This window comes from Bradyrhizobium sp. Pa8 (assembly GCF_052588265.1).
Genome location: NZ_CP176767.1, coordinates 7,748,312 through 7,775,083, shown reverse-complemented (window position 1 = coordinate 7,775,083; position 26,772 = coordinate 7,748,312). Strand labels below are relative to the sequence as shown.

At 65.0% G+C, this 26,772-nt stretch carries 25 protein-coding genes and 1 pseudogene; 18 read left to right on the top strand and 8 right to left on the bottom strand.

What is annotated here, in order from left to right; translation table 11 throughout:
- Positions 1 to 58: 58 nt before the first annotated feature.
- The 6 genes from ACKWRH_RS36880 (at position 59) to ACKWRH_RS36855 (ending at position 8,292) form a co-directional block, all read left to right on the top strand.
- The gene (locus ACKWRH_RS36880) at positions 59 to 1,216 is read left to right on the top strand and encodes an ABC transporter substrate-binding protein (RefSeq protein WP_445217540.1); all 1,158 of its coding nucleotides are present in this window, start codon (positions 59 to 61) and stop codon (positions 1,214 to 1,216) included.
- Positions 1,217 to 1,272: 56 nt separating this feature from the next.
- Positions 1,273 to 3,096 carry an ABC transporter permease gene (locus ACKWRH_RS36875; protein ID WP_445217539.1) on the top strand — a complete coding sequence of 608 codons (1,824 nt, stop codon included), beginning with the start codon at positions 1,273 to 1,275 and terminating at the stop codon, positions 3,094 to 3,096.
- Positions 3,096 to 3,944 (top strand): ABC transporter ATP-binding protein, encoded by an 849-nt coding sequence (locus ACKWRH_RS36870; protein ID WP_445217538.1) that lies wholly within the window; start codon positions 3,096 to 3,098, stop codon positions 3,942 to 3,944. The genes ACKWRH_RS36875 and ACKWRH_RS36870 overlap by 1 nt, the downstream gene beginning before the upstream one ends.
- Positions 3,941 to 4,681: an ABC transporter ATP-binding protein gene (locus tag ACKWRH_RS36865; protein ID WP_063981254.1), complete on the top strand. Its 741-nt coding sequence runs from the start codon at positions 3,941 to 3,943 to the stop codon at positions 4,679 to 4,681. Before ACKWRH_RS36870 ends, ACKWRH_RS36865 begins: the two co-directional genes overlap by 4 nt.
- Positions 4,682 to 4,934: 253 nt before the next feature.
- Positions 4,935 to 5,999, top strand: a complete 1,065-nt coding sequence (locus ACKWRH_RS36860) for a HoxN/HupN/NixA family nickel/cobalt transporter (protein ID WP_445217537.1) — start codon at positions 4,935 to 4,937, stop codon at positions 5,997 to 5,999.
- A complete protein-coding gene (locus ACKWRH_RS36855) occupies positions 5,989 to 8,292 on the top strand; it encodes a TonB-dependent receptor (RefSeq protein WP_445217536.1) in 2,304 nt (767 codons plus the stop codon). The genes ACKWRH_RS36860 and ACKWRH_RS36855 overlap by 11 nt, the downstream gene beginning before the upstream one ends.
- Positions 8,293 to 8,298: 6 nt before the next feature.
- Here the strand turns inward: ACKWRH_RS36855 and ACKWRH_RS36850 are convergent.
- The 8 genes and pseudogenes from ACKWRH_RS36850 to ACKWRH_RS36815 form a co-directional block, all read right to left on the bottom strand.
- A protein-coding gene (locus ACKWRH_RS36850) for an IS630 family transposase (protein ID WP_445215585.1) occupies positions 8,299 to 9,247 on the bottom strand; the annotation gives its coding sequence in 2 pieces (ribosomal slippage) (positions 8,299 to 8,910 and positions 8,912 to 9,247; 948 coding nt in all).
- Between the two features lie 100 nt (positions 9,248 to 9,347).
- Complete coding sequence (locus ACKWRH_RS36845) at positions 9,348 to 10,859, bottom strand: ATP-binding protein (protein WP_041953082.1); 1,512 nt, start codon at positions 10,857 to 10,859, stop codon at positions 9,348 to 9,350.
- 105 nt (positions 10,860 to 10,964) lie between these two features.
- A complete protein-coding gene (locus tag ACKWRH_RS36840) occupies positions 10,965 to 11,783 on the bottom strand; it encodes a YkgJ family cysteine cluster protein (protein WP_445217535.1) in 819 nt (272 codons plus the stop codon).
- Between the two features lie 214 nt (positions 11,784 to 11,997).
- Positions 11,998 to 13,021 (bottom strand): annotated as a pseudogene (locus ACKWRH_RS36835) (ketopantoate reductase family protein).
- Positions 13,022 to 13,845: 824 nt separating this feature from the next.
- Positions 13,846 to 14,481 carry a MarR family winged helix-turn-helix transcriptional regulator gene (locus tag ACKWRH_RS36830; protein WP_445217534.1) on the bottom strand — a complete coding sequence of 212 codons (636 nt, stop codon included), beginning with the start codon at positions 14,479 to 14,481 and terminating at the stop codon, positions 13,846 to 13,848.
- 847 nt (positions 14,482 to 15,328) lie between these two features.
- A complete protein-coding gene (gene fliI / locus ACKWRH_RS36825) occupies positions 15,329 to 16,654 on the bottom strand; it encodes a flagellar protein export ATPase FliI (protein WP_445217533.1) in 1,326 nt (441 codons plus the stop codon).
- A gap of 48 nt (positions 16,655 to 16,702) precedes the next feature.
- Positions 16,703 to 17,431 (bottom strand): flagellar basal-body rod protein FlgF, encoded by a 729-nt coding sequence (gene flgF / locus ACKWRH_RS36820; RefSeq protein WP_445217532.1) that lies wholly within the window; start codon positions 17,429 to 17,431, stop codon positions 16,703 to 16,705.
- Positions 17,432 to 17,434: 3 nt separating this feature from the next.
- Positions 17,435 to 18,235 carry a DUF1217 domain-containing protein gene (locus ACKWRH_RS36815; protein ID WP_445217531.1) on the bottom strand — a complete coding sequence of 267 codons (801 nt, stop codon included), beginning with the start codon at positions 18,233 to 18,235 and terminating at the stop codon, positions 17,435 to 17,437.
- 142 nt (positions 18,236 to 18,377) lie between these two features.
- Between ACKWRH_RS36815 and motA the strand changes: the two genes are divergently transcribed.
- The 12 genes from motA (at position 18,378) to flgI (ending at position 26,747) form a co-directional block, all read left to right on the top strand.
- Positions 18,378 to 19,274, top strand: coding sequence for a flagellar motor stator protein MotA (motA, locus tag ACKWRH_RS36810; RefSeq protein ID WP_445217530.1), 897 nt, complete (start codon positions 18,378 to 18,380; stop codon positions 19,272 to 19,274).
- Entirely contained in the window at positions 19,271 to 20,212 is a 942-nt protein-coding gene (locus ACKWRH_RS36805) for a flagellar motor switch protein FliM (protein ID WP_028153460.1), read from the top strand. The genes motA and ACKWRH_RS36805 overlap by 4 nt, the downstream gene beginning before the upstream one ends.
- On the top strand, positions 20,193 to 20,504 hold the full coding sequence (locus ACKWRH_RS36800; RefSeq protein ID WP_445217529.1) for a hypothetical protein: 312 nt from the start codon (positions 20,193 to 20,195) through the stop codon (positions 20,502 to 20,504). The genes ACKWRH_RS36805 and ACKWRH_RS36800 overlap by 20 nt, the downstream gene beginning before the upstream one ends.
- A gap of 76 nt (positions 20,505 to 20,580) precedes the next feature.
- Positions 20,581 to 20,955, top strand: coding sequence for a flagellar motor switch protein FliN (gene fliN / locus ACKWRH_RS36795; RefSeq protein ID WP_014492655.1), 375 nt, complete (start codon positions 20,581 to 20,583; stop codon positions 20,953 to 20,955).
- A gap of 2 nt (positions 20,956 to 20,957) precedes the next feature.
- On the top strand, positions 20,958 to 21,998 hold the full coding sequence (locus tag ACKWRH_RS36790; protein ID WP_014492656.1) for a flagellar motor switch protein FliG: 1,041 nt from the start codon (positions 20,958 to 20,960) through the stop codon (positions 21,996 to 21,998).
- A 13-nt stretch (positions 21,999 to 22,011) separates the two neighbouring features.
- Positions 22,012 to 23,097 (top strand): flagellar biosynthesis protein FlhB, encoded by a 1,086-nt coding sequence (gene flhB, locus ACKWRH_RS36785; protein ID WP_039153365.1) that lies wholly within the window; start codon positions 22,012 to 22,014, stop codon positions 23,095 to 23,097.
- A gap of 85 nt (positions 23,098 to 23,182) precedes the next feature.
- Positions 23,183 to 23,563 (top strand): flagellar basal body rod protein FlgB, encoded by a 381-nt coding sequence (gene flgB / locus ACKWRH_RS36780; protein ID WP_014492658.1) that lies wholly within the window; start codon positions 23,183 to 23,185, stop codon positions 23,561 to 23,563.
- A gap of 11 nt (positions 23,564 to 23,574) precedes the next feature.
- Positions 23,575 to 23,991, top strand: a complete 417-nt coding sequence (gene flgC, locus ACKWRH_RS36775; RefSeq protein ID WP_445217528.1) for a flagellar basal body rod protein FlgC — start codon at positions 23,575 to 23,577, stop codon at positions 23,989 to 23,991.
- Positions 23,992 to 23,993: 2 nt separating this feature from the next.
- Entirely contained in the window at positions 23,994 to 24,323 is a 330-nt protein-coding gene (locus ACKWRH_RS36770; protein WP_014492660.1) for a flagellar hook-basal body complex protein FliE, read from the top strand.
- A 17-nt stretch (positions 24,324 to 24,340) separates the two neighbouring features.
- On the top strand, positions 24,341 to 25,129 hold the full coding sequence (gene flgG / locus ACKWRH_RS36765) for a flagellar basal-body rod protein FlgG (RefSeq protein ID WP_063981298.1): 789 nt from the start codon (positions 24,341 to 24,343) through the stop codon (positions 25,127 to 25,129).
- Positions 25,130 to 25,164: 35 nt separating this feature from the next.
- Positions 25,165 to 25,620: a flagellar basal body P-ring formation chaperone FlgA gene (flgA, locus tag ACKWRH_RS36760; RefSeq protein ID WP_014492662.1), complete on the top strand. Its 456-nt coding sequence runs from the start codon at positions 25,165 to 25,167 to the stop codon at positions 25,618 to 25,620.
- The gene (gene flgI, locus ACKWRH_RS36755; RefSeq protein ID WP_445217527.1) at positions 25,617 to 26,747 is read left to right on the top strand and encodes a flagellar basal body P-ring protein FlgI; all 1,131 of its coding nucleotides are present in this window, start codon (positions 25,617 to 25,619) and stop codon (positions 26,745 to 26,747) included. Before flgA ends, flgI begins: the two co-directional genes overlap by 4 nt.
- The last annotated feature ends 25 nt before the right edge of the window (positions 26,748 to 26,772 follow it).

The window sequence follows — 26,772 nt, the reverse complement described above, 5'->3', positions numbered from 1 at the left end:
CAATCCCATCGGCACAAGAATTGCTGTTTATATCAACACAGAGTGGATGGAGCCGTGCATGAGCAACATCGATCGTCGTACCCTGGTCAAGGGCTCGCTCGCCGCCATGATGGCGGGAGCAGCCGGTTCGCGGACAGCCTTCGCGCAATCCGCCGAGCCGATCCTGCTCGGCGTCAGCGGGCCCCTGACCGGGCCGAACGCGCAATATGGCACGCAATGGAAGCAGGGCTTTGACCTCGCGCTCGACGAGATCCAGGCGGCCGGCGGCATCAACGGCCGCAAGCTTGCCTACAATTTCGAGGACAGCCAGAGCGATCCGCGCCAGTCGGTGGCGATCGCGCAGAAATTCGTCTCCGATCCCCGCATCGTCCTTGAGCTCGGCGACTTCTCCAGCCCAGCCTCGATGGCGGCCTCGCCGATCTATCAGCGCGCGGGCCTGGTACAGTTCGGTTTCACCAATTCGCACCCTGACTTCACCAAGGGCGGCGACTTCATGTGGAGCACCTCGGTCAGCCAGGCCGACGAGCAGCCGTTGCTGGCGTCCTATGCCGTGAAGCGCCTCGGCCTCAAGAAGCTCGCGGTGCTGCACCTCAACACGGATTGGGGCCGCACCAGCCGCGACTATTTCGTCAATGCCGCAAAGGAATATGGCGCGGAGATCGCGGTCACCGAGGGCTATATCGCGGAGGAGCGCGACTTCCGCTCCACGCTGGTGCGCGTACGTGATGCCAATCCCGACGGGTTGATCCTGATCTCCTACTATTCCGACGGCGCACTGATCGCGCGCCAGGCACGACAGGTCGGGCTGAAGCAGGTGATCTGTGCGGCAAGCTCGGTCTACTCGCCGAAGTTTCTGGAACTGGGCGGCGAGGCGGTGGAAGAGGTCCATGTCGGCACGCGCTACTTCCCGGAAGACCCGCGACCCGAGGTGCAGAAGTTCATCGCGGGCTTCAAGAGGAAGTACAACGGGCTCGAGCCCGACGCGTTCAACGCTTACGCCTACGACGCGATGAACATGGCGGCGGCTGTCGTCAAGATTGGCGGCACGGATCGCCGCGCCATTCGTGACGCCTTCACCAAGGTAAAGGAGGTGCCGAGCGTCATCTTCGGCGCCGCGACGTTCGACGTCGCGACCCGTCGCGTCAAGGGCGCCATGAATGCCGAGCTCGTCGTACGCAAGGGCCAGTTCGCGCTCTGGGACGGCAAGCCGACCTGACCTGATGGCCGGAGCGGGGGCTCCGGCCGCTTTCCTCTCTACGCGGTGATATCAGCGTGTCTTCCTGGCTCGACTACACGATCAACGGGCTGATCGTCGGCAATGTCTACGCCCTCGTTGCGGTCGGGCTTGCGCTGATCTTCGGCGTCAGCCGGCTGATCAACTTCGCCCAGGGCTCGATCTATCTCGTCGGTGCCTATATCGGCTGGGTCGCGGTGGTGCAGCTGCATACGCCGCTGCCGCTGACCATCATCGTGGTCGCGGTGGCGGCCGCGATCGTCGGACTGATCATCGAACGGTTCGGCCTGCGTCCGCTCCAGAATTCGGTACGCATCGCGCCGCTGCTCGCGACCATCGGCATCAGCTTCGTGCTCGATCAGCTGGTGATGCTGACGTTCTCGCCCAACCCGCGCGCGCTGCCGAGCCAGCTGCCTGACGTTCGCTTCCAGGTCGGTGGTGGCACGATCGGACCTCTCGATCTGCTGATCGCCGGCGTCGGCCTCACCAGTGCGCTGCTGCTGTTCGTGTTCCTGCGCTACAGCAAGCTCGGCTGGGCCGTGCGCGCCACCGCGCAGGACCGCGATGCCGCGATGCAGATGGGCGTCGACGTCAACCGCGTCAATCAGGCCGTGTTCGGCATTGCGGCTGCGCTCGGCGGCGTCTCCGGCCTGCTGGTCGGCATGTACTACAACCAGATCGACACCGCGATGAGCCTGCAGGCAACGCTGAAGGGCGTCGTTGCGGAAGTGGTCGGGGGTGCCGGCAACGTGCCGGGCGCCGTGATCGGCAGCTTGTTGCTCGGGCTGGTCGAGAGCTACGGCGTCGCTGTGTTCGGCACCAGCTACCGCAATCTGTTCGCGTTCCTGCTGCTGGTCGTCGTGCTCGTGCTGCGCCCGAACGGCCTGTTCGCCAGCGCGCGGCAGGCGCCGCCCGAGCCGCTCACCGGCACGTTCGTTGCGCCGAGCCGCCCGGTGCGGATTCCGCGTTGGGCGCTGCTGGTCGCCGCCGGCGTGTTCGCGATCCTGCCGTTCTTCCCGGTGTCCTTCTACGTGCTCCAGACCCTGATCAACGCCTGGCTGCTCGGCATGCTCGCGCTCAGCCTGACGCTGGTTGCGGGCACGGTGGGACAGGTCTCGCTCGGACATGCCGCGCTGCTCGCGATCGGCGCCTACACCTCCGCACTGCTGTCGCTGAATCTCTCCGTCCCGGTCGGCCTCTCCATCATTGGCGGTGGCCTGATGAGTGCCGCGCTCGGCACGGCATTGATCTCGCCGTCGTTCCGTCTGCGCGGGCATTACGTGTCGATCGCGACGCTGGCCATCGGCGAGATCGTGTCGCTGGTGATCTTGAACTGGGAGAGCGTCACGCGCGGCCCGATCGGCATCTCCGGCATTCCGCCGCTGTCGCTGTTTGGTTACGATCTGGTCAGCCCGACCTCGATCTACTGGTTCAGCTTCGTCGTGATGGTCGTGCTGGCGCTGCTGCAGGGGCGGCTGCTCGGCTCGCATCTCGGCCGCAGCTTTCGCGCCATCCGCGACGACGACATCGCCGCGCGCGCCTATGGCCTCAGCCTGAACCGCTACAAGTCGCTGGCCTTCATCTTCGGCGGCTTTGCCGCCGGCGTCAGCGGCGGCATCGCCGCGCATCTCTATTCCTACATCAACCACGAGACCTTCAACACGCAGCAATCGATCCTGGCGCTGACCGTCGTCATCCTCGGCGGCCTCGGCAACGTGGTCGGCGCCATCGTGGGGGCGGTGGCGCTGGTCGGCCTGCCGGAGGTGTTCCGGATCGCGGCGGAGTATCGCATCCTGATCTACGGCATCGTGCTGCTGCTGCTCGTGCGGTTCAGGCCGCAGGGCCTGTTGGGGACGATATGATGGCGGAGCAGCACACGCCCATGCTGTCCCTGCGCGGACTGACGCGCCGCTTCGGCGGCCTCACCGCCGTCGACGCCATCGATCTCGATCTCGCCAGGGGTGAGCTCATCAGCATCATCGGCCCGAACGGTGCCGGCAAGACGACGCTGTTCAATCTCGTGACCGGGCTCGATCGGCCCGATGCCGGCAATGTCGGCTTTGAAGGCCGGGACATCACCGGTCTCTCGCCGGAACGGCTTGCTGCCGGCGGCATCGCGCGCACGTTCCAGCTCGGTCGCGTCTTCGGCAATCTCAGCGTCATGGACAACGTCCTGATCGGCGCGCACACGCGGCTGCGCGCGGTGAAGCCCGCGGTGCCAGTGATCGGCCCGCTGCTGGAATTGGGACTGGCGCTGTTGCGTCCGGCCAGCGTTAGAGACGAAGAGGAACGACTGCGCGAGGAGATGAAGGCCATTCTCGCACGGTTCGGCGAGCGGTTGCTGCCGCGGATCGACCAGCCCGCCTACAGCCTGTCCTATGCAAACCGCCGCCGCGTCGAGATCGCGCGCGCGCTCGCGCTGAAGCCGCGCCTGTTGCTGCTCGACGAGCCGACCGCCGGCATGAACCCGACCGAGACGGGGGAGATGCAGGGCCTCGTCGCCGAGCTGAAGGCCGAGGGGCTGACCATCCTCCTGATCGAGCACAAGCTGGAGATGGTGATGCGCCTCTCCGACCGCGTCATCGTCATGGACGAGGGCAAGAAGATTGCGGAAGGGCCGGGCGAAGTGGTGCGTGGCGATCCCAAGGTGATCGAGGCCTATCTCGGCCACGGCCTGTCGGAGACGCCGGAACGGGAGGGCGTGGCATGACGACTGGCGCATCCGAGCCGCTGCTGGCGCTCTCGAACGTCAACACCTTCTACGGCCAGGCGCAGGTGCATTTCGACCTGTCGATCACGGTCGGCCGCGGCCATATCGTCTGCCTGCTCGGCGGCAATGCCAGCGGCAAGTCGACCACGATGAAGATCATTCTGGGCCTGGTGAAACCGCGCTCGGGTGACGTGACCTTCGACGGCGCCTCGCTGCTTGGGCTCACCACGCCGCAGATCGTCCGTCGTGGTATCGCCTCCGTGCCGGAGGCGCGGCGGTTGTTTGCGGACATGAGCGTGCGCGAAAACATCCTGATGGGTGCCTTCGTGCGCAACGACCGCGATGCGGTGGCGCAGGATCTCGACAAGATGCTGACGCTGTTTCCGAAACTTGGGCAGCGGCTGTCGCAGCGTGCGGGCTCGCTGTCCGGCGGCGAGCAGCAGATGGTCGCGATGGCGCGCGCGCTGATGAGCCGTCCGAGGATGATCGTGATGGACGAGCCGACCATGGGCCTGTCGCCGCTCTATGTCGACCGCGTGCTGGAGTTGATCCGCACCATCAACCAGGAAGGCGTGTCGGTCTTCATGGTCGAGCAGAACGCCAGCCTCGCGCTCGAGATCGCGCACGAGGCCTACGTGCTCCAGACCGGCAAGATCGTGCTCTCAGGCCCGGCGCGGGCGCTGAAGGACGACCCCCGCATCCGCGATGCCTATCTTGGTGGTTCCGAGGCTGCGTAGCACCATCTCGGCCTGCATGGTTCGCTCGGCGATGCAGAGCATCGTCCGGACGCCCGCTGCGCGGGCTCCTCACCATGAGGGTCTGCTCGCAACGTGGCCGCGAATCCAGGCCTCATCCTGAGGAGCCCGCGTAGCGGGCGTCTCGAAGGATGGTTACAAGCATTCCTGCAAAGCGGCCCCCTGGAATTGCATTGGTTAGTGTGATCATTCTATGAAAAGATCATACCGCAGGCCGAGGGGGCGTGCGGACGGAATGATACTCGTGACGAGATGGTCCTTGCGGGCGGTGGAGCCCGCCACCGTGCTGCTGTTCGGCGGGCTCGTCGCCGCCAACGTCGCTGCATGGGCCTGGGCCTTCGCGGCGTTCGGTGACCGGCCGACGGTGATGGCGACCGCGCTGCTCGCCTGGGTGTTTGGCCTCCGCCATGCCGTCGACGCCGACCACATCGCCGCCATCGACAATGTCGTGCGCAAGCTGATGCATGCGGGCGGTGCGCCGCGCAGCGTCGGCCTCTATTTCGCCCTCGGCCATTCGACCGTGGTCGTGGTCGCGACCATGCTGCTGGCGCTCGGTGTGGTGAGCCTCGGCGGCGACAGCCTGCTCAGGGATATCGGCGGCGTCATCGGCACATCGGTGTCGGCGCTGTTCCTGCTCGTGATCGCGGCCATCAATCTCGCCATCTTCGTCGGCCTCTGGCGGACGTTTCGCATCGCGCGCGCGCAGGGCATCCACGACGCCGCGCAGCTTGATGCGCTGCTGGCGAGCCGTGGATTCCTGGCGCGCCTGCTCGGCCCGATGTTCCGCCTGGTGACAAAGCCCTGGCACATGCTCCCGCTCGGGTTCCTGTTCGGGCTCGGCTTCGACACCGCAACCGAGATCGGCCTGCTCAGCATCTCCGCAACCGAAGCCGCGCGAGGCGCTTCGCTCATCGACGTCTTGGTCTTTCCCGCGCTGTTCGCGTCGGGCATGGCGCTGGTCGACACCGCCGACTCGGCGCTGATGGTCAGCGCCTATCGCTGGGCCTTCGTCGATCCCCTGCGAAAGCTCTGGTACAACCTCACCATCACCGGCGCCTCCGTCGCGGTGGCGCTGTTGATCGGCGCCATCGAGGCGCTCGGCCTGATCGCCGACCGGCTTGGTCTAACCGGCGGGGTGTGGACGCTGGTCGACGGCCTCAACGAGTCGCTCGCCAATGTCGGCTTCGCCGTGATCGCGCTGTTCGCGATCGCCTGGCTCGTTTCGGTCGTGCTCTATCGCCGCATGTTTGCGAGCGACAATTCGCGCGCAAACGTGCTTCGGCGCGCCGATGCCACCTAAGCCCGGCCGGCGCTTCGGCGCGCTGACGGCGCTCTCGGCCTGCATCCTGCTCGCCGATGGCGGCGATGTGCTTGCGCAGGACGCCGGTATCGCGCGCGAACTGCCGCAGGTCCAGGTCGCGAGCGAAGCGCCGCGTCACAAGAAGCCGCCCGCGCCGCGACGGGCCAGCCGCACGATTCCGGCTGCCAGCCGTAATCCGGTGACGCCGGCGGCAATTCAAACGCCGGAATCGCGCAGCGTCGCCTCCGGCGCAGAGGGGCCGCCGAGCATGGCGAGCGAGATCACTGTCTCCGGCGAGGAGATCAATGCGCGTCCGTTCGCGCGGCCGGGCGAAGTGCTCGAAGCGGTGCCGGGGCTGATCGTCACCCAGCATTCCGGCGAAGGCAAAGCCAACCAGTATTTTCTGCGCGGCTATAATCTCGACCACGGTACCGATTTTGCGATCTATGTCGACGACGTCCCCGTCAACATGCGCACCCACGCGCATGGCCAGGGCTATGCGGACCTGAACTGGCTGATCCCGGAAACCATCAGCGCGATGGATGTGCGCAAAGGACCGTACTTCGCCGACGAGAGCGATTTCGCCTCCGTCGGCAGTGCGCGTATCGGCTTGATCGACCGTACCGAAAAGGGCCTCGCGCAGGTGACCGCCGGCAGCTTTGGCTATCGGCGCATGCTCGGCATGGACTCGGCGAAGGTCGGTGACGGTTCGCTGCTCGTCGCCGGCGAAATCGGCGCCTACAATGGCCCTTGGGTAGATCCCGACAATGTACGCAAGCTGAACGGCCTCGTGCGCTACAGCCAGGGCACTGTGACCGATGGCCTGACCATCACCGGCATGGCCTATGCCAACAAATGGAATTCGACCGATCAGGTGCCGCAGCGCGCGATCACGGGCGGCCTGCTCGATCGGTTCGGCTCGGAAGACCCGAGCGACGGCGGCAACACCAACCGCTTCGCGCTGTCGGGGCGCGTGGCGCAGAGCGACGATCTCGGCTCGTGGAAGGCGAACGCCTATGTCGTGAAGAGCCAGCTCGACCTCTTCAACAACTTCACCTACTTTCTGAGCGATCCCGTGCTCGGCGACCAGTTCCACCAGCACGACGACCGCCTCATGGCGGGCGCCAACATCTCGCGCACGCTGAACGGCTCGTTCGCCGGCCTAACGATGCAGACCACGATCGGCCTGCAATCGCGCTATGATTCGATCAATCTGGCGCTGAGCAACACGTTCCAGCGCGGCTTCCTCTCCAGCATTCGCAGCGACAAGGTCGGCGAGGGCAGCGTTGGCGTCTATGCCGAGAACACCGTGCGCTGGACGGATTGGCTGAGGACCACTGTCGGCCTGCGCGGCGATTACTATGCGGCCGACGTCACCTCGCTGTTCAACGTCAACAATTCCGACCGCGCCGACGCCGCGCTCGGCAGCCCGAAATTCCGCATGGTGCTCGGCCCGTTCAACCAGACCGAATTCTTCCTCGGCGCCGGCTACGGCATGCACTCGAACGACGCGCGCGGCGCGACCACGACGGAAGATCCGAGCGATCCCGCCACGCGACTGACGCCGTCGCCGCTCTTGGTCCGCACCAGGGGCGCGGAGGTCGGCGTCCGCACCAAAATCGTTCCCGGCCTCGACAGTTCGCTCAGCGTCTTCATCCTCGACCAGGATTCCGAGATACTGTTTTCCGGCGACGCCGGCGATACCTCGGCGACCCGCGCCAGCCGCCGCTACGGTTTCGAGTGGACCAATCATTACCGCCCGCGCTCGTGGATCGACATAGATGCCGATCTCGCCATGACGCATGCGCGCTTCCGCGGCACTGACAGCGAGCAGGCGGAGGTCTACGCCTCGCTCGCGGGCTATCCCGAAGCGCAAATCGGCAACGCACCCGGCAACTACATCCCGAACGCGCCGGCGATGGTGGCATCGGCCGGCATCACGCTCGGCGAGAAGACCGGCTGGTTCGGCGCTTTGCGCTGGCGCTATCTGGCGTCGAGCCCGCTGACGGAAGACAATGCGTTCCGCTCGTCCGCGACCAGCATCTTCAACGGCCGCCTAGGCTATCGCATCGACAACGGCTGGCGCATCCAGCTCGACGTGCTCAATCTCTTCAACACGCAGGCGAACCAGATCACTTACGCCTACGGTTCGCTGCTCAAGACCGACACGCTGTACAATCTCTGCACCGGCGGCGTCGCGCCGACGGCGGTCTGCCAGAATGGCGTGATGGATTACGTGCTGCACCCGGTCGAGCCGCTGACCTTTCGCCTGACTGTCGCCGGGACGTTCTAGAGCGTTTCACATTTTGACTGAAGCATAACCGGCGTTGGCGAAGTAGTTGGCGCATTCGCGAGGCTGGATGTCGTGGACGAGGTGACCGATGTGGCGCCAAGTGTCCTCGATGGTGCGCTTCTGAGCTTGCCGCATCCAGTGTTTGATCTTGGAGAAGGCCTGTTCGATCGGGTTGAGGTCGGGCGAGTATGGCGGCAGGTACCAGAGCCTGGCGCCAGCAGCCTGGATCATCTGCCTGACAGCTTTCGACTTGTGGCTTCCGAGATTGTCGAGAATGACGATGTCGCCTTCGCGCAGGGTTGGCAGGAGAAGGTGCTTCACATAAGCGCGGAAGCATTCGCCGTTGATCGGGCCGTCGAAGACGCAGGGTGCCGTGAGTTGGTCATGACGGAGCGCGCCGAGGAATGTGAGGGTACGCCAGTGACCGTGTGGGGCGAAGCCGCGCAGGCGTGCCCCTTTGGGGCCCCAGCCCCGCAAAGGGGCCATGTTGGTCTTGATCCAGGTCTCATCGATGAAGACGAGCCGGCCCGGATCAAGTCCGGCCTGCCAGGATCGCCAACGCTGGCGCCTACGAGAGACGTCGGCGCGAGCCTGTTCGAGGGCGAACAGTGTTTTTTTTGAACCGCAGCCCTTCCCGACGCAGGAACAGCCAGACCGCGTTGTGTGAGACCTTGACCCCACGGGTTGCCAGTTCCGCCTTCAGACCATGCAGCGTCAGGTGCGGCGTCTGAGTGATCCGCTCGACGATGAAGGCGCGGTGCGGATCAAGCACAGGCTTGCGGTGACCGCCCATCTTGCCAGGCACAACCGAGCCGGTCGCCCGCTGCCGCTGTGACCACTTCACAACCGACGAGACCGCAACACCAAACCGTTCCGCCACAGACCGGCAGCTCTCGCCCGCCAAAACCGACGCCACCACACGCTCGCGAAGATCCAGGGAAAGAGGTCGGGTCATGCGATGCTGGCCTCCAATCCAGTCAGCATCTTGAATCACAATCCGCCAAAAACCGGAATCCCCTCCGATTCAATTAAGCAATGAAAGGCTCTAGGCGATCTCAAGCCGAGGCCGCGCTCGGAACCGGCTCCGCCGGCAGATCGTCGCCGTTGGGATCGCCCGGCGCGGTGGCCCAGGCCAGCTCCACCAGCGTCACGATCCGGCGCCCGCCGCCGTCGAGCTGGCAGACGATCAGGCCCTGCTCCTCCATGTAGCCAAGCAGGCGCTGGGCGCGGCGCAGCGAATGCGAGCCGTAGGCGCGCGCGATGGCGGCATCGCCGGGGCAGGGCCAGCCTTCCTTCGCCGCGCGTGCGATCATCATGAACACGCCCTGCATGTCGTCGGGCAGGATCGAGGCGCGCAGCGACACGTCCTGCCAGGCGTCGTCCTCGGCATGCTCGGCGCCGAGTCCGGCGCGTGCGCGTGTCAGCATGCGGCGGAATTCGTTCAGATCGGGCACGGCGGAGCCGAGGCCCTCGATGCGGCAGCGAACCACGAACTCCTGATAGAGCACGCCGACGGCGCGGAAGCCGGCATCGGGCTCGGCGAGCACGGCACGAAGCGTGCGATCCACGCGCTCGCGCCGTTCTGCGAGCTCCTCGGCACTGACCGGCACCTCGGCCACTTCAGGCCGGATCTCCGGCGCGGCCGCCTTCGCGGCGCGGAGCTGCTCGAGTAGATCGGGCGCGGGCCGGCGCTGCGGGCGGCTGGCATCGGGCGGCGGCGCGGCCAGGATGACGGCGCGCATATCCTCGAGTGCGGCTTCCGGCATCGGCATCAGCCGCGGCGTGGAATTGCGCGCGTGGGTATCGGTCGGGCCGATATGCAAACGCAGGGGGCGTCGCGACAGCGCCGGGCCGAGCGCCATGAACTGTCCGCGCTCGAGATCGCGAAAGGATTCGGCCTGCCGCCGCTCCATGCCGAGCAGGTCGGCGGCGCGCGCCATGTCGATGTCGAGGAAGGTCCGGCCCATCAGAAAATTGGAGGCTTCCGCCGCGACGTTCTTGGCGAGTTTTGCCAGGCGCTGGGTCGCGATGATGCCGGCGAGGCCACGTTTGCGGCCGCGGCACATCAGATTGGTCATCGCGCCGAGCGAGAGTTTGCGCGCCTCGTCCGAGACCTCGCCGGCGACCGCCGGCGCGAACAGCTGCGCCTCGTCCACCACCACCAGCATCGGGTACCAATGATCGCGATCGACGTCGAACAGGCCGCCGAGGAACGCCGCGGCACGCCGCATCTGGTTCTCGGCGTCCAGCCCTTCGAGATTGAGCACGGTGGAGACGCGATGCAGCCGCGCGCGCTCGCCGGCGACCTGAAGGCCGCGCTCGGTGTGATCCTCGGCCTCGATCACCAGATGGCCGAATTGCTCGGCCAGGGTAACGAAGTCGCCTTCGGGGTCGATGATGGCCTGCTGCACCCAGGGCGCGCTCTGTTCGAGCAGCCGCCGCAACAGATGCGACTTGCCGGAGCCCGAATTGCCCTGCACCAGGAGCCGGGTCGCCAGCAGTTCCTCGAGGTCCATGGCGGCCGCGGCGCCTGCCGTGGTCTGCCCCATCTCGATCGCAACTGTCATGTCCCCGACTCAAGTCCCCATCATTCGCGGACAGGGGCTTATCAACCCGGCCGGGGCGCGTCGAGCGGCACCGTGCGAATCATGCGGTGTTGCCCACGGCGGAGTTCAGGCGTGATTCGATTGCCGTAAAAGTGCGGGCCGATAGGGCGCCTGCGGATCGTCGTCCTCGTTCTCGGGAATCGCACAGGAGCCGAATTCCTGCCGGACACGCTCGATCTCGGCGATGCGCTCGTGCAGCCGCTGCAGATGCTCGGGCGATGTCGCCTTCCAGAAGCGGAACGTATCCGACGTCAGCGGCAGGAACGCGGTGCCGAACAACGTCGGTTCCGGCACGATGGTGCGGCCGAGCAGCATGAATCGGTCGGCGCCGGAGACGATGAGGGTCGCATAGCCGCGGTTTCCGATCCGCCTGATGCCGTTCAGCGACCATTCGCTGAGCTTGCTGAAATAAGGCTCTTCCCGCCAGCGATCGGGGCAATGGTCGTCGACGGTGACATTGACCGCGTCCTGGCTGAAATGGACGATAAGCCCGGCCTTCTCGGGAAACCAGTCGTCGTCGAGATGGCCCTGCAACCAGGCACAGACGAATGAGCGGCACATCTGCGGACGGCGGTCGTAGATGGTGCATCCCGTGCCGTTCTGCCAGTGCTTGCACAACTGGTTCACCGGCTTGTCGACGGCGGCAACTTCGAGAATGTCGCAGCAGGCGTTGCACGATCCGCACTGCCGGGTCAGCGGTGGCGGCGCCTGCCGGTTGGCCGGCCGAAATCCCTGGCCGTCGCGAATGAGGAGCTTTTGCTTCTCCAGCGTGCTCAGCGCGCGCTCGACCTTGAGGCGGGACAAGCCGGTCGCGTCAACTATCCCCCTCATCGTCGTCGCGCCGGCCTCCACCGCGCGAGCGACCTGCAACGCCGTCTGATCCATCGTCTTCTACTTGTTCTTCGGCCTTCTATCCGGCTATCGCGCCGGCCCGGAACCTGCGGATAATTCGGCACCCGGCGTGACGGCTAGCAGTCGCATGGATGCGGGATTTGCGCAAACGGAGGTCGCACAGGATGGTCCGCTTTGGGCCAAAACACCCGGGAAGGCCGGTTCCGGGCGCTGTCGGCGCGGCCCAAATGGCCGCGCCGACACGCTGCTACTGCGCGCCCGATCCGCCCTGCACGATCTTCTCGTTCAGCTTCAGGTCCACGGTCTCGACCGTGCGGTCGATCTCGGCATTGGGGGTGCCGAGCTGATGCGAGATCAGCTTCACCAGCAGGTCGACGCGTTCGATGAAGGGCGCACCGCTTGCGACCGCGCGCGCGGCCGATGACGGCTTGAGCAGGCTCTCGGCGGCCTTGGCGTATTTCGCGAACGGCACCTGGTCCTGCGGATCGGCGCCGAGACGGCGGGCGATCGCGTCGACATGGTCGTAGATCGTCTGCGAGCGCGCCAGATCGCCGTGCACGGCGTCGCGGATCGACTGCGGCTCGTGCGGCGTGATGCAGCGATAGTTGCCGGTCAGCAGCATCGACCATTTCGCCAGCGGCACGAACAGCGAAGAGAACACTTTCAGCTTCACCGGCACGTCGTGACCGTCGAGCGTCACCGCGTCGATGTCGGCTTCGAGCTCGCGCAGCACCTTGTTGTGCTTCTCGTCGGCGAAGGCCGATGCCTTGAAATTCGTGGGCAGGCCGACATGAAGCACGTTCGCGGCTTCTTCCGGCGGACGGAAGGCCTGCGGGTCGGGCGAGCACAGCGTCACCAGGCCGGGCTCGAAGCGCTCCCACACCTGCGCATTGGTGTAGGCCTCCTCGAGATCCAAGTCGGCGAGCGACGGGATCCGCTTCAGGTAGGGCAGCGGCGGCATGTTCATGATCGACAGGCACGGCAGCTTCGCCGCGGCGATCTTGACCATGAGAACACGGACCGTGTGGTTGGTGTATTGCGGCTCCTGCATCGCCCGTCACCGCGTCGAGCTTGCCGGGCAGGTCGCGCGAGAAGATCGCCCGGTGCACCGCCTCGTCGCGCAGCTTGATGCGCACCTCGGTACCGTCACGGTTGATCAGCTCGGCGGTCTTGGCGCGGCAGACCAGGGACACGTTATGGCCCGCCATCAGCAGCTTCGTGCCCAGCAGGGAACCGTAGGAAGCCCCGAGAATCAGGATGTTACGCGCCATATTCCGTCCCTTTGAAAATGTGTGTGATTTTTGAGCCCCGGCCGTCATCCGCGGGCGAGTTGCCGGCATGTAAAGCGAAGTCCGCGGGGATGGCAACTGGGATAATGCATACAAGGCGAAGTGGACTGCCGGGCGGGCGCGGTGATCGGTCGCCCGGATTGAGCGCGGCGCAATCCGGGGCGGCCTTAGCTCTCGGCAAAGAAGCCGGATTTCGCTTCGCTCTATCGGGCCTTCGCGAACCGGTATTGTCCGACAGGCAAAACACCTGACCGGTTTGGAGCGTGCCGCTGTCAAGCAGTCACGGCGAACATATTCCGTTTTCAAGAAATTCGGATTTGTCGTATTTGCCGCCCATCCCGGCTCACCAAGAGGGGCGATCTTGTGTCGTCACTGTCGCGAGCCGGGACGCGGCAGCGTCGGGCGCGAGAGGTCAAAGGCAGGGCGGATTGCTCTCCGTGAGCCCAAAACTTCGTGCCGGATGAGCGCGCTGTCAGGTTCGTCTTGCCTGTAAGTTTCCGGCTTTGCTCTACCCATCCTACGCGTGCATGTCTGAGAACTGCAGTGCAGCCCCTTGCTCCGTCATTGCGAGCGCAGCGAAGCAATCCAGAGTCTTTCCGTTGAGGGATTCTGGATTGCTTCGCTGCGCTCGCAATGACGTTGCGGAGGGAGCGTGCGCCACCATGCCCCCGTGCTTCGTCAGCGCGTCCGGGAGACCGGAGGAAACGAGCCGTGTTTCGAGGAACGATCCTGCTGAGAAACTTTACGCAAGCTCCGGTCGTCGCATCCGCGCGAAACTTGCGCGTTCCATCACGCGAACGCCCGCCTCATCCCTGGCTCGCCATGCGCGCGCGTTCGAGATGCCCCTCGATCTTCGGGCGGTCGCGGGTGCGCTCGAAACTGGTGCAGAGGAGCTCGGTCTCCTCGAGGGAAACCGGGGCGCGGTACAGCCGGCACATGAATTCGGCGCTCGCACGTCCCTTGCCAGTGCCGGGACTGCGTTCGGCGAGAAACATGCAGTCGCGGCAGATGCTGGCATCGAGCCGCTGATGGGCCGCGTCGAGGTGATTGAGGATCTCGCGCAGCGAGTCGCGCAGCCTGATGCATTCGTCGGTGCCGAGAGACGTGACCGCGTTCACCACGTGATTGATCGGGTCGTGCTGGCTCAGGCATTTCTCGCCTTGCGCGGTGACGTGGAGCACGACGGACCGCTTGTCCTCGTGCGACGGCTTTCGCACCAGGAAGGACTTGGCTTCCAGCGTCTTCACGATCTGCGATGCCGTGGCCCGGGTCGCGCCGATGAAGCCGGCCAGCGCGGACGGCGTGCGCGAGAACCTGTTGGCGCGGTGGAGAAAGCGCAGCGCCATCCATTCCCTGTCGCGCAACCCGTGCTGATTGCCTTCGAAATACCAGGCTCTGGCCGCCTGAACCAGCAGCTCGACGGCCTCGCGTGCCAACGGCATGAATTCCTACCTTGCCCCGGGTATCACGTCTGCGGCGCCCCGGAGCCGCCTTCCGTCGTTGCGCACGAGTCCTTCGCGAGAAGCCGCATCAACCACAATGTCCGACACATACGCAGGGCCCGCCTCTCGCGCGAAAGCACGGACCGTTCTGCCGCCGACCTCGACAGATGGACCCTGCGAGATACGGCGCGAGAAGCTGTGTCGATGATGGTGTGCCAATCGTGGCGTCGTCGAACGAAAGCCCGAGTTGCCGTCACAGCCGGACGATGGATCGGTATTGTTCAACCGTAGCCCCTGAAGTTCAAGTCACACGCAGACGTTTCTTGTATTCCACCGAAACGATGAATGAGCTTCTCAACAAAATCAAGTAGAGACGCTCCCGAAGACTGGCTGTCGCTCGAAGCGATTGTAACGTTCAAGACAATCTCGTTCGTCAGGACACATGATGGTGATCGCAATACGCAGTGTAACAAGCTACTTGCACGCAAATGTGCGACGGTTTGATTGCACGCCTGTTGCTGTCCGCCGTTGATGCAAATTGATGGAAGCTTGTGCATGACGGAGACGCGCAGCGGCGCGTCATCCACAACTTGTGCGATCCGTCACAGAATCGCCAATGGAACTCGTAGGGATTGCACGCAGCGGTTGTTGTGGTAATGACCGCGAGACGGGTCCGCTGGATCGCTTTCGCCTCGGCGCCACGATCTCCACCGAACGGCTGATGCGCGCGCGACGGACGGCGGCAGTCGGCAACGGGTGCGCATGCGCCGGAGGCGTAGCGATATGCGTGATCGACTGACGCGATAATGAGCAGGCCCGCGACGACGGGCTTGCCGGCCGTGCCCGGCTAGTCGCCCTTGAGCATGTCTCGCAGCTCGCGGAATGGATCGGCGCTCGGCCCTGCCGAGGCGTCCTGCCGCATGGCGCTGTAGATCTTCGGGACCATGTCGACGGCCTGGTCGAGACCCGAATCACGCCCCGACTGATATCCGCCCATCAGGCGAAGGTCGCGCGTGTCCTCGTATTTGGCGATCATGGTGCGCAGCTTGCTCACCAATTCGCGCTCCTCGGGGTCCCAGACGTTGTGGGCGAGGCGGGAGACCGAGGCCAGAATGTCGACGGCGGGATAGCGCGCCTGGTCGGCGATGTGCCTGGAGAGCACGATGTGGCCGTCGAGGGTGCTGCGGATGGTGTCGGCGATCGGCTCGTTGTGATCGTCACCGTCGACCAGCACGGAGAAAATGCCGGTAATCGTCCCGGATCCGTCCTCGCCGGGGCCGGCGCGCTCCAGCAGGCGGGGCAGGTCGGTGAAGACCGTCGGTGCGTAACCGCGGGCGACCGCAGGCTCGCCGGCGGCGAGGGCGACCTCGCGGGCGGCATGGGCGAAACGGGTGATCGAATCGACCACCAGCAGGACCGATTCGCCCCGGTCGCGGAAATATTCGGCGACCGCCATGGCGGTCTTCGGTGCCAGCCGCCGCATCATCGGGCTTTCATCTCCCGTCGATACGATGGTGATGGCGCGGCTGCGGTTGGCGCCGAGCACGTCCTCGATGAATTCACGCACCTCGCGGCCGCGTTCGCCGACGAGCGCCAGCACGACGGTGTCAAAGCCCTGGCTGCGGGCCAGCATCGCCAGCAGCGTCGACTTGCCGACGCCGGAGCCGGCAAAGATGCCGACGCGCTGGCCGGCGCAGATAGGGGCGAACAGGTCGATGACGCGCACGCCGGTGCGCAGCGGCTTGTGGACGCGCGCCCGCTTCATGGCCGCCGGCGCCTCGGCTTCCGCCGAGACGGTGCGGGATCCCGGGGTGAGAGGACCTTGTCCGTCGAGCGGCGCGCCTAGCGCGTTGATGACGCGGCCCTTCCAGCTCGGATCGGGCGCGAAGGACAGTGGCGGCATCCGGTAGGCGACCGAGCCGAGGCCGCCGGCGAACTGCCGGTCGAACGGCTTGGCGATGATGCCCTCGCTGTCGATCCGCACCACCTCGCCGATCTGGGGCTTGCCGCCGGAGTTGACGCCGATCAGTTCACCAAGCCTGACGAAGCGTGACAGGCCGGAGACACGGAAATGCGTCGGAGCGATCTCGGAGATCGCGCCGCTGACGCTGGCTAGGGGAGTGCTCTGCTGAAGCTCCAGCAGCGCCCACTCGAGTTGCCGAAGAGCGTTCAAGGAAACCGTCCACCCTCAATGCGCATGCAGCGCAGTCTACTTGCAAGTCTATTTGCCCGGCTCGCCCAGCGTCCGGATTGCGTTCTGGAGCGAGCTCTCGGTGCCCTCGATCATCGAATTGGTGCCGTCGAAGGCGCGCGAAGCCGCGATCAGCTTCGTCAATTCCATCATCGGATTGGCGCCGGAGCCCTCGACATAGCCCTGCTTGAAGCCCTCGCGGGAGAAATCGGCGATGGCGGTCGCGGGCCGGTCCGGCGTGACGCCGGAATTGCCGTAGCGCTCGAGATTGGCATCGGCGGGAATGTTGAACAGGCCGATGGAGCCGATCTCGTTGTTGTCCTGGGTGATCGCGCCGCTGCGGGCGATCGCGATCGGTCCGCCGTTCGGGTCGAGCGTGATCTGCGCGCCGCCGGCATCGATCACGGGGAAGCCGGACACGGTCTGAAGATCGCCGTTGGGGGCGATCTGGAGGCGGCCGTCGCGCGTATAGACCGTGCCGTTCGGGCCGGCGAAGGCGATCCAGCCCTGTCCGACCACGGCGACGTCGAGCGGGTTGCCGCTCTCGGTGATGCTGCCCATCTCGCGCGAGATGATGTTGTCGCCGGGCGAGGAGAAGGCGACCGGGTTCGCGCCGGCCTTCGACAGCACGGTCTCGAACTTCACGACGTCGGTGCGGAACGCCGCCGTGTTGACGTTGGCGACGTTGTTGGCGATCGTCTGGAGGCGCTTTTCGAGGGCGACCTGCGCCGACAATCCCACATAGAGGGCCGATTGCATGACTTACTTTCCGAACCGGATGGACTGAAGCTTCGTGAGCATGTCGGTATCCATGCCGGCCATCGACGACGCGCCGCCGATCAGGACCAGTGCGGAGTTGGTCGAGTTGCCATTGTTGATGTCGTTCTGGGCCTGGGTCGCATCCCACATCGCGGCGAAGCGCTGCACGAACTTGGTGACCTTGGCCGGGTCCTGGAAATCGGTGAGGTCGATCTTGCTCGTGATCAACTTGGCCTGGGCGTCGATGTTCGCGGCGCTGATGGTCGACGGCAGGCCGAGCGCGGTCTGGACCACCTGCGTCATCGCCTTGTCGGCGAGGATCTGGTAGGAGGTGCTGATGGTGGAGGCCTTGCGGGTGAAATAGAGCGCCAGCCGCAGACCCTCGTTCTGGTCGCCGGCCTTCTCCTCCATCGTCTGCGTGACGTATTGGGTCGCCGTACCGCTCGTGGCCGCGGCGGTCTGGGTCGCTTTGTCGCCGAGGGCGGCGAAATTGAAGGCGGCGGCGAATTGCCGGTAGCGGGTGTCGGTCAGCTTGTTGGCGAAGCTCTTGGAGTCGGAGACACCCTCGGTCAGCACCTTGCGCATGAACGCCTTGGCATAGGTCATGTCGCTGAGACCAAAGGCCTTCATCGCGTAGGAGTAGAGGCGGTAGTCCTTCAGGAAGTCGTCGATCGTCTTCACATTGCCGATATGGCTGAGAAAATAATCGGTGTCGCGGCTGACGTCCGGCTGGGTCGCGACCTGCGTCAGCGATTTGCCCATGTCCTTGGTCAGTCTGGTGTAGTCCGCGATCGTGGATAGCATGGCACGCGCCCCTCTGGCCGCCGTTGCGACCTCGTCTCAAGCTGCCGCGAAATGCTTGCGCGGGGCTGGCGACCACGAAGCCAGCCTCGCGCAAGCGTCGCCGACTAGATATCCCCGGTGGGATCGGCGATGGAGTGGCGCGTTGCTCAGTTTCGTGGGGATTTTCATCACGGTAGCGGCACTGCTCGGCGGATTTGCCGCCATGGGCGGGCATCTGGCCGTGCTCATGCAGCCGTGGGAGTTCGTGATCATCATGGGCACCGCGATCGGCACCTTCATCGTCGCCAATCCGTGGAAAACGGTCGTTGATACCGGCGTGGCCTGCATGCAGGCCATCACCGGCGCGGTGCCGGGTGAGCGCTATTACCTCGATCTGCTCGGAGCGCTCCATGCCCTGATGCGGGAGCTGCGAGGCAAGGGCCGCAACGAGGTCGAGGCGCATATCGACGATCCCGCGTCCTCGGAGATCTTCAAGGCGTTCCCGAGCGTGCTCGGCGATCCGCCGCTGCTGCAGTTCATCTGCGACTATGTCCGCCTCATCATCATGGGCAATGCGCGCACGCATGAGATCGAAGCGCTGATGGACGAAGAGATCCACACCATCGTGAAGGGCAAGCTGGCGCCCTACCATTCGATGGTGACGGTGTCCGAGGCGCTGCCGGCGCTCGGCATCGTCGCCGCCGTGCTCGGCGTCATCAAGGCCATGGGCGCGCTCGACCAGTCGCCGAAGCTCCTTGGCGGCTTTATCGGCGCGGCGCTCGTCGGCACTTTCGCCGGCATCTTCCTGTCCTACGGCGTCCTCTCGCCCTTCGCGCTGAAGATCAAGATGACGCGAGAGAAGCGCTGCCGGCCCTACATCATCGTCAAGCAGACGCTGCTGGCGTTCATGAACGGCGCCATGCCGCAGATCGCCGTCGAGCACGGTCGCAAGATGATCGCGAGCGGCGAACGGCCGTCGATCGACGTGGTCGAGAACGAGACGATCGCAGGTCCCAAGGCCGTCGCGACCGAGGCTGAACCGAAGGCTGCCCGCGCATGATGACGGAAGACCTCGACGTCGATCAGCGGAAGCAGCTGCCGAACTATCTGCTGGACGCCGCCGGCATATCGATCGAACGCATGCCGATGCTCAATGTGATCTTCGATCGCATGGCGGCATCGTGCACCGACAGCCTGCAGCCGATGGCGGGAACGCCGTGCTACTTCTCCGTCAACGGCATCACCAACGACCCGCTCGGCGACATCATCAAGGACTACGAGGGCAACGCGGTTGCCGCCGTGCTCTATGCCGAGCAGTGGGACTCGCGCGTCATCATTATGCTGGATCGCGACTTCGTGTTCACGATGGTCGAGGCGATGTTCGGCTCCGACGGCGCCGAACCGCCGCTCGACGTCGAGCGCACCTTCTCGAACATCGAGATCCGGCTGGTCCAGGCACTGTTTGAGCGGTTCGCCAAGGCGCTGCAGGGCGCCTTCGCCGGCACCTCCAATGTCACCTTCCGTGTCGAGCGAGTCGAGACGGCGATGGCGTCGCTCGCGATCGGGCGCGCCAGCAATATGTCGATCTGCGCGAACATGATGGTGCAGGCGCTCTATCGCGGCGGCCAGATGTTCCTGATCATTCCGCACTCCGCGCTCAATCCGCTGAGGCAGAAGCTCGCCCACGTCGTCGTCAGCGACGGCCGCGCGGCTGATCCGCGCTGGCGCGAGCAGATGGAGAGTGAGGTTCACCGTACCGAAGTGACGCTGAGCGCGGTGCTCGACGAGAAGATGATTTCCCTCGAGGACGTCGTGCAATTCAAGGTGGGGCAGGTGCTCGAGCTCGAAGCCACGCCGCGCACGTTGGCCCGGCTCGAGAGCAACAACCAGGTGCTGTTCTGGTGTCAGATCGGCCAGCTCGATGGCTATTACGCCATGCAGGTGGCGGATCCCGTCGATCAGAAGCGGGAGTTCGTCGATGATATCCTATCTCGTTGATGCCGTGCTGCTGATCGCGCTGGCCTTCACCAGCATGAGGGTGACCCGGATGCATCGCGAACTGGCGCGGCTGCGCAGCTACCAGGGCGAGTTCTCGACCATCGTCCACGAGACGGCGGGCGCCTTCGACACCGTCATCACCGCCGCGCATGATTCCACCGCAAATCTCGGCCGGCTCGCCAATCTGCTGAGCACGAAGATTGATCAGGCCCACGAGGCGATCGCGGCACTCGACGCGCGGAGCGGGCTCCAACCGGCCGCAACCGTGAGCGGCGAGGCGAACAAGCATTGAATTCGGGACCTGCAGAACACGTGCGATCGGACCGTCGCGGCGCTCCGGGAGCGGAAATACCAAGAGGCGATACCAAATGGCGCAATCTTTCGAATATGAGTCTGCATCGGCATCGGGAGAGACCGATGCGTCTCCGCTGGAGCGGCTGGCGGAGATCGCCGCGCGCACGGCGGAGGAAACCGGCAAATTCGCCAATGTCGATGCCATCCTGCGCATTCCCGTCACGATGCAGGTGGTACTGGGATCAGCGACCATTCCGGTCGCGAACCTGATGAAGCTCGGCCGCGGCGCGGTGGTTCCGCTCGATCACCGCGTCGGCGAGCCCGTCGACGTCGTGGTCAACGGCCGCGTCGTTGCCCGCGGCGAAGTGGTCGTCGTCGAAGAGGACAATTCCCGCTTCGGCGTCTCGCTCACGGAGATCGTCGGACCGCTGGGGCAGGGTGATACCTGATCATGGCGGCACAGGTCGGCGTCGCTCCTATCAAGCAGCGAGGCGTTGCCACGCTGGGCGGAACGGAAAAGGTCGCGGCACTCCTGCTGGCCATGGGCCGGCAGGCGGCCGCGAGCGTGCTCTCGCAGTTCGAGCCGCAGGATATCCGCATCGTCACCAAGGCCGCGGCCGAGCTGCGGCCGATCACCGCGCAGGAGCTCGAGTCGATCGTCGAGGAATTCGCCCAGCAATTCTCGATGGGCGCCAACATTCTCGGCACCATCGGCGGACTCGAAGCCGTGCTCGGCGACGTGCTGCCGGCCGACCAGGTCTCGGCAATCATGTCGGACCTGCTCGGCAATTCGAGCCGGTCGGTGTGGGACCGCGTCTCGTCGGTGTCGGAAAACTCGCTGGCGACGTACCTCTCCAAGGAGCATCCGCAAACCGCGGCGCTGATCTTGTCCAAGGTCAAGCCGTCCTGCGCCGCCAAGGTGATGAGCCAGCTGCCGTCGAGCCTGCGCAATGAGCTGATGCGGCGCGTCCTCAGCCTCAAGCCGATCGTCGACGACGCCATGAAAGTCCTCGAGAAGACCTTGCACGAGGACCTGACGCTCAATTTCGCCCGCAACCTCGGCGCCGACACCTACGCGCGCGTCGCGGACATCATCAACAAGATGGAGCGCGGCCATATCGAGGACATGCTGAAGAGCTTGTCGGAGAAGCGTCCGAAGTCGGCCGAAGTTCTGAAGGAACTGCTGTTCACCTTCGACGACGTGGTCAATTTGACCCCGAAGGCGCGCACCATGATCTTCGACCAGGTGCCGACCGATCGCATCGTTATCGCGCTGAAGGGCACGGACAAGCATTTCCGCGAGCTTATCCTGTCCTCGGTTGCCTCGCGCGTCCGCCGCGTCGTCGAACACGAACTCGCCATCGGCGAGCCGTCGAACCAGCGCGACGTGCTGGAGGCGCGCCGCGTCATCACCGACCTCGCACTCGACCTGGCGGAAAAGGGCGAAATCGAGCTCAACCCCGAGCAGGAGGATGAGCTGGTCTTCCGCTGACCGCTGAACGGGCATGGCAGAAACATCCGATCAGGAGAGCAAGACAGAAGAGCCGACCGAGAAGAAAGTCCGCGATTCGCTCGAACAGGGCAAAATCCCGGTCTCTCGGGAGGCGTCTATCTTCGCCTCGATGGCCGCGCTGATGGTGATCCAGGCGTTCCTGATCGGCCAGGGCGTACAGCAATTGACGCCGACGCTGAAGAGCCTGCTCGACGATCCCGAAGGCTTCCCTCTCAGCAATGGCGCGGACGCGCGCAACCTGCTCACGGTGGTGGGGCTCGAGGCGCTGCGATTCCTGGTGCCGCTGGTCGTCACCCTGGCGGTGTTCGGCCTCGCCGCATCATTGCTCCAGAATGCGCCGCGCCTGGTGCTGGAGCGCATCAAGCCGCAGCTGTCGCGAATCTCCCCGATCAGCGGCTGGAGCCGGCTGTTTGGAACGCAGGGCCTCGTCGAATTCGCCAAGTCCCTGTTCAAGCTCGTCTCGGTGACGGTCGTCGTCGTGTTCGTGCTGCGCTCGTCCGAAGCCAGGGCGTTCGAGGCGATGTACACGGATCCGGTCGCACTGCCGGAGATGATTCTCAACATCGCGATGCGGATCGTCTCGGCGATCTGCATCGCCACCATCGTCCTGGTCGCGATCGATCTCGCCTGGGCGCGCTTCCACTGGCGGCGCGAGCTGCGCATGACCAAGCAGGAGATCAAGGACGAGCACAAGCAGGCGGAGGGCGATCCCCTAATCAAGGCGCGCCTGCGCTCGCTGGCGCGCGACCGTTCACGCCAACGCATGATCGCATCCGCCTCGCGCGCGACGCTGGTGATCGCCAACCCGACGCACTTCGCGATCGCGCTGCGCTACAAGCGCGAGGAAAACGCAGCGCCCATGGTCGTCGCCAAGGGCATGGACGTGATCGCGCTGAAGATCCGCGAAGTCGCCGAGCAGAACCGGATCCCGGTGATCGAGAACAAGGCGCTGGCGCGCGCGCTCTATGAGGCGGTTCAGGTCGACCAGGTGATTCCGGCCGAATTCTTCCGGCCGGTCGCCGAGATCATCTACTTCCTGCAGTCCAAGCAGGCGCCGCGGACCGAGAAGGTTCAGTAGATTTCCGAGCATAGCGTCGGCTGCATCAGCCTGACGAAAGCTTGCGGCCCTAAATTTAATCTTAAGAAATCAGCATGGGGCCGTCGTGGGACCGCTTTATCTCTTCGAACTCGCATCGTCGCAGGCGCGGTACCTCGAGCTCCGCCAGTCGACCATCGCGACCAACGTCGCCAACGCCAATACGCCGGGCTTCAAGGCGCGCGACGTCGAGCCCTTCAACAAGGTGCTCGACGCCACGCCGGTCAGGCTCGCGACGACGTCGCCCTCGCACATGCAATTGTCCGCGGCCGAGACCGATACGCGGAAGACCGCGAAGAAGGACAGCTGGGAAGTGGTTCACTCCGGCAACTCCGTCAGCCTCGAGCAGGAAATGATCAAGGGCAGCGACGTCAGTCGCGACTACTCGATGAACTCGGCGGTCGTGCGGTCGTTCCACCGCATGCTGTTGTCGAGCGCGAAGAGCTGAGGTGAATTGACATGCTGGACTCACTGCAAGCGTCATTGACGGTCGCGAGCTCCGGGCTCGAATCGCAGTCGACGCGCATGCGCATCGTTTCGGAAAACCTTGCCAACGCGACCTCGACCGGGCGCACGGCCGGCGCCGATCCCTATCAGCGCAAGACTATCACCTTCGATGCCGCCATGGACCGCGCTTCGGGCGCGCAGCTTGCGAAAGTCAAGGAGATCGGGGTCGACACCACGCCGTACCGCGTGGAGTACGACCCGGGACATCCCGCCGCCGACAAGGCCGGCTACGTCAAGCTGCCGAACGTCAACATGATGATCGAGATGGCCGACATGCGGGAAGTCAACCGGTCCTATGAAGCCAATCTCCAGGTCGTGAAACAGGTGCGGTCGATGCTGGGCATGACCATCGACCTGCTGAGGAGCTGACAATGCTTGAGGCGATTTCATCCACCGCGATTTCCGCCGGGCAGGCGGCGAGCCGCGCGACCGAGACGCAGGCTATCGCGCCGGCGGCGCCGACCGCCATTCAGTCCACCGACGATGTCGGATTCGAATCGGTGATGAAGCAGGTGACGACGGACGCGATCGGGACGCTGAAGGCGGGCGAAGCGGCGTCGATCTCGGCGATGCAGGGCAAGGAATCGACCCGGAAGGTCGTGGAGGCGCTGATGTCGGCCGAGCAGGCCCTGCAGACGGCGGTCGCGGTTCGCGACAAGGTCGTGCAGGCCTACCAAGAAGTCGTCCGGATGTCGATTTGATCTGAGGGAATGAAGCTGTGAAATCGCTCGCCATTGCGGCCACGGGCATGAACGCCCAGCAGACCAACATCGAAGTCATCGCGAACAACATCGCCAACATCAACTCGACGTCGTACAAGCGTGCGCGCGCGGAATTCACCGATCTGTTCTACCAGATGGACCGCATGCAGGGCGTCGCGAACGTCAACGGCTCCTCGCCGATCCCGGAAGGCTCCAATCTCGGCCTCGGCGTCAAGTCGACGGCCATCCGCAAGCTGCACATCCAGGGCGCGCTCACGCAGACCGGCAACCCCTACGACCTCGCGATCAACGGCCGCGGCTGGTTTCAGGTGCTCGGCCCGAACAACGAGGTGCAATACACTCGCGCCGGCTCGTTCAGCCCCAACGCCAACGGCCAGCTCGTCACCACTGACGGCTATCTGCTGGATCCCGCAATCACGATACCGCAAGGAACGGTTCAGGTTGTCGTCAACCAGACCGGACAGGTGTTTGCCAAGCTGGACACGGAAGTGAATCCGCGGCAGATCGGCCAGCTCAACCTCGCCAATTTCGCCAACGAAGCGGGCCTCGAGCCGCTTGGCAGCAACCTCTATCGCGAGACCACGGCGTCCGGCACGCCGGTCGTCGGGCTGCCGGGCGATTCCGGATACGGCAAGATCAATCAGCAATATCTCGAAGCCTCGAACGTCGATCCGGTCAAGGAAATCACCGAGTTGATCTCGGCGCAGCGCGCCTACGAAATGAACGCCAAGGTCATCCAGGCCTCGGATGAAATGGCCCAGACGGTCTCGAAGGGCATGCGCTAGTTCCGGTGTTCTCGATGTCGAACAGGGTGGGCTTGATGGTGCGCGGGTTGGCCGCCGTGCTGCTGGTTCTCGTCTCGGCGCGCCTCGCTGCGGCCGAGGAGAAGCGGCTTCCCGTGCCGGCCGTCTCGATCCGAGCCGGCGAGTTGATCCGGGACGACATGATCACGGAACGCGCCTTCGCGCCGAACGTGCTCGGCGTTGCCATGTTCATCGAAGGACGCCAGATCCTGGTCGGACGCATGGCGCGGCGCACGCTGCTGCCCGGTCAGCCGATTCCGACCAATTCGGTGGAGGATCCCTGGACGATTGCCCGCGGCGCCATGGTCAAGGTCGTGGTGGAAGACAGTGGCCTGTCGATCGTCACTTACGGCGCGGCGATGCAGTCGGGCGCGACCGGCGCGCTCATCCCGGTGCGAAACACCGACACCGGCGTTATCATCAGGGGCGTCGTCCAGCCGGACGGCACCGTCAAGGTCGTGGATGGATCATGACCAGATTCCTGCTTGCGCTCGTCCTTCTCGTTTCCGCCGCCAGCGCCCAGGCGGCCGTCCGCATCAAGGACATCGCGGACATCAAGGGATTGCGCGAAAACCAGATCGTCGGTTACGGCCTCGTCATCGGCTTGAACGGCACCGGCGACACGCTCCGCAACGCTCCGTTCACGGAGCAGTCCCTGCAATCGATGCTCGAGAACATGGGCATCAACGTCAGGAACGAGACCACGAGCACCAACAATCCCCCGCGTCCGACGACGCTGCGCACACGCAACGTCGCAGCCGTCATGGTGACCGCGGATTTGGCGCCCTCGATCGGGGCGGGTGAGCGCATGGACGTGACCGTATCGTCGCTCGGCGATGCGACCTCGCTGCTCGGCGGCACGCTGGTGATGACGTCGCTGCGGGCGGCGGACGGCGCCGTCTATGCGGTGGCACAAGGCGCGATCACGGTCGCCGGTTACAGTGTGGGAGGGCAGGCGCAGAACGTCAGCCAGGGCACGCCGACGGCGGGCCGCATCCCGAACGGTGCGCTGGTCGAGCGCGAGGTGCAGGGAAGTCTCCACGAGATGGAGTTCCTGGTGCTGGAGCTCAAGAACCCCGATTTCGTCACCGCGACGCGCATCCTCGACGCCATCAACGGTTACGCCGGTGGCCGCTACCGCGCGCAGATCGCCTTCGAGCGCGACTACCGCACCATCGTGCTGTCGAAGCCGCGCCATATCGGCCCCGTCCGCTTTCTCGCCGAAATCGGCGAGCTGACTGTCGAGCCGGACACGCCGGCGCGAGTGGTGATCAACGAACGGACCGGCACGGTGGTGATCGGGCGCGACGTGCGCATATCGACCGTCGCCGTGACGCACGGCAACCTGACAGTTCGTGTCACCGAGCTTCCCGTGGTGTCGCAGCCGGCGCCGTTCTCGCGGGGGCAGACGGTGGTCGTTCCCCAGACCGTGGTCGAGGCCAACGAGGCCGGATCGCAGGTGGCGATCCTGAGCGGCGTCGACCTCCAGCGCCTGGTGCGCGGGCTGAACCAGATCGGCCTGAAGCCGTCGGGCATCATCGCGATCCTCCAGGCGATCAAAACGGCCGGCGCACTCCAGGCCGATGTCATCGTGCAATGATGCACAAGCGTCGTGCAAGCTTGGT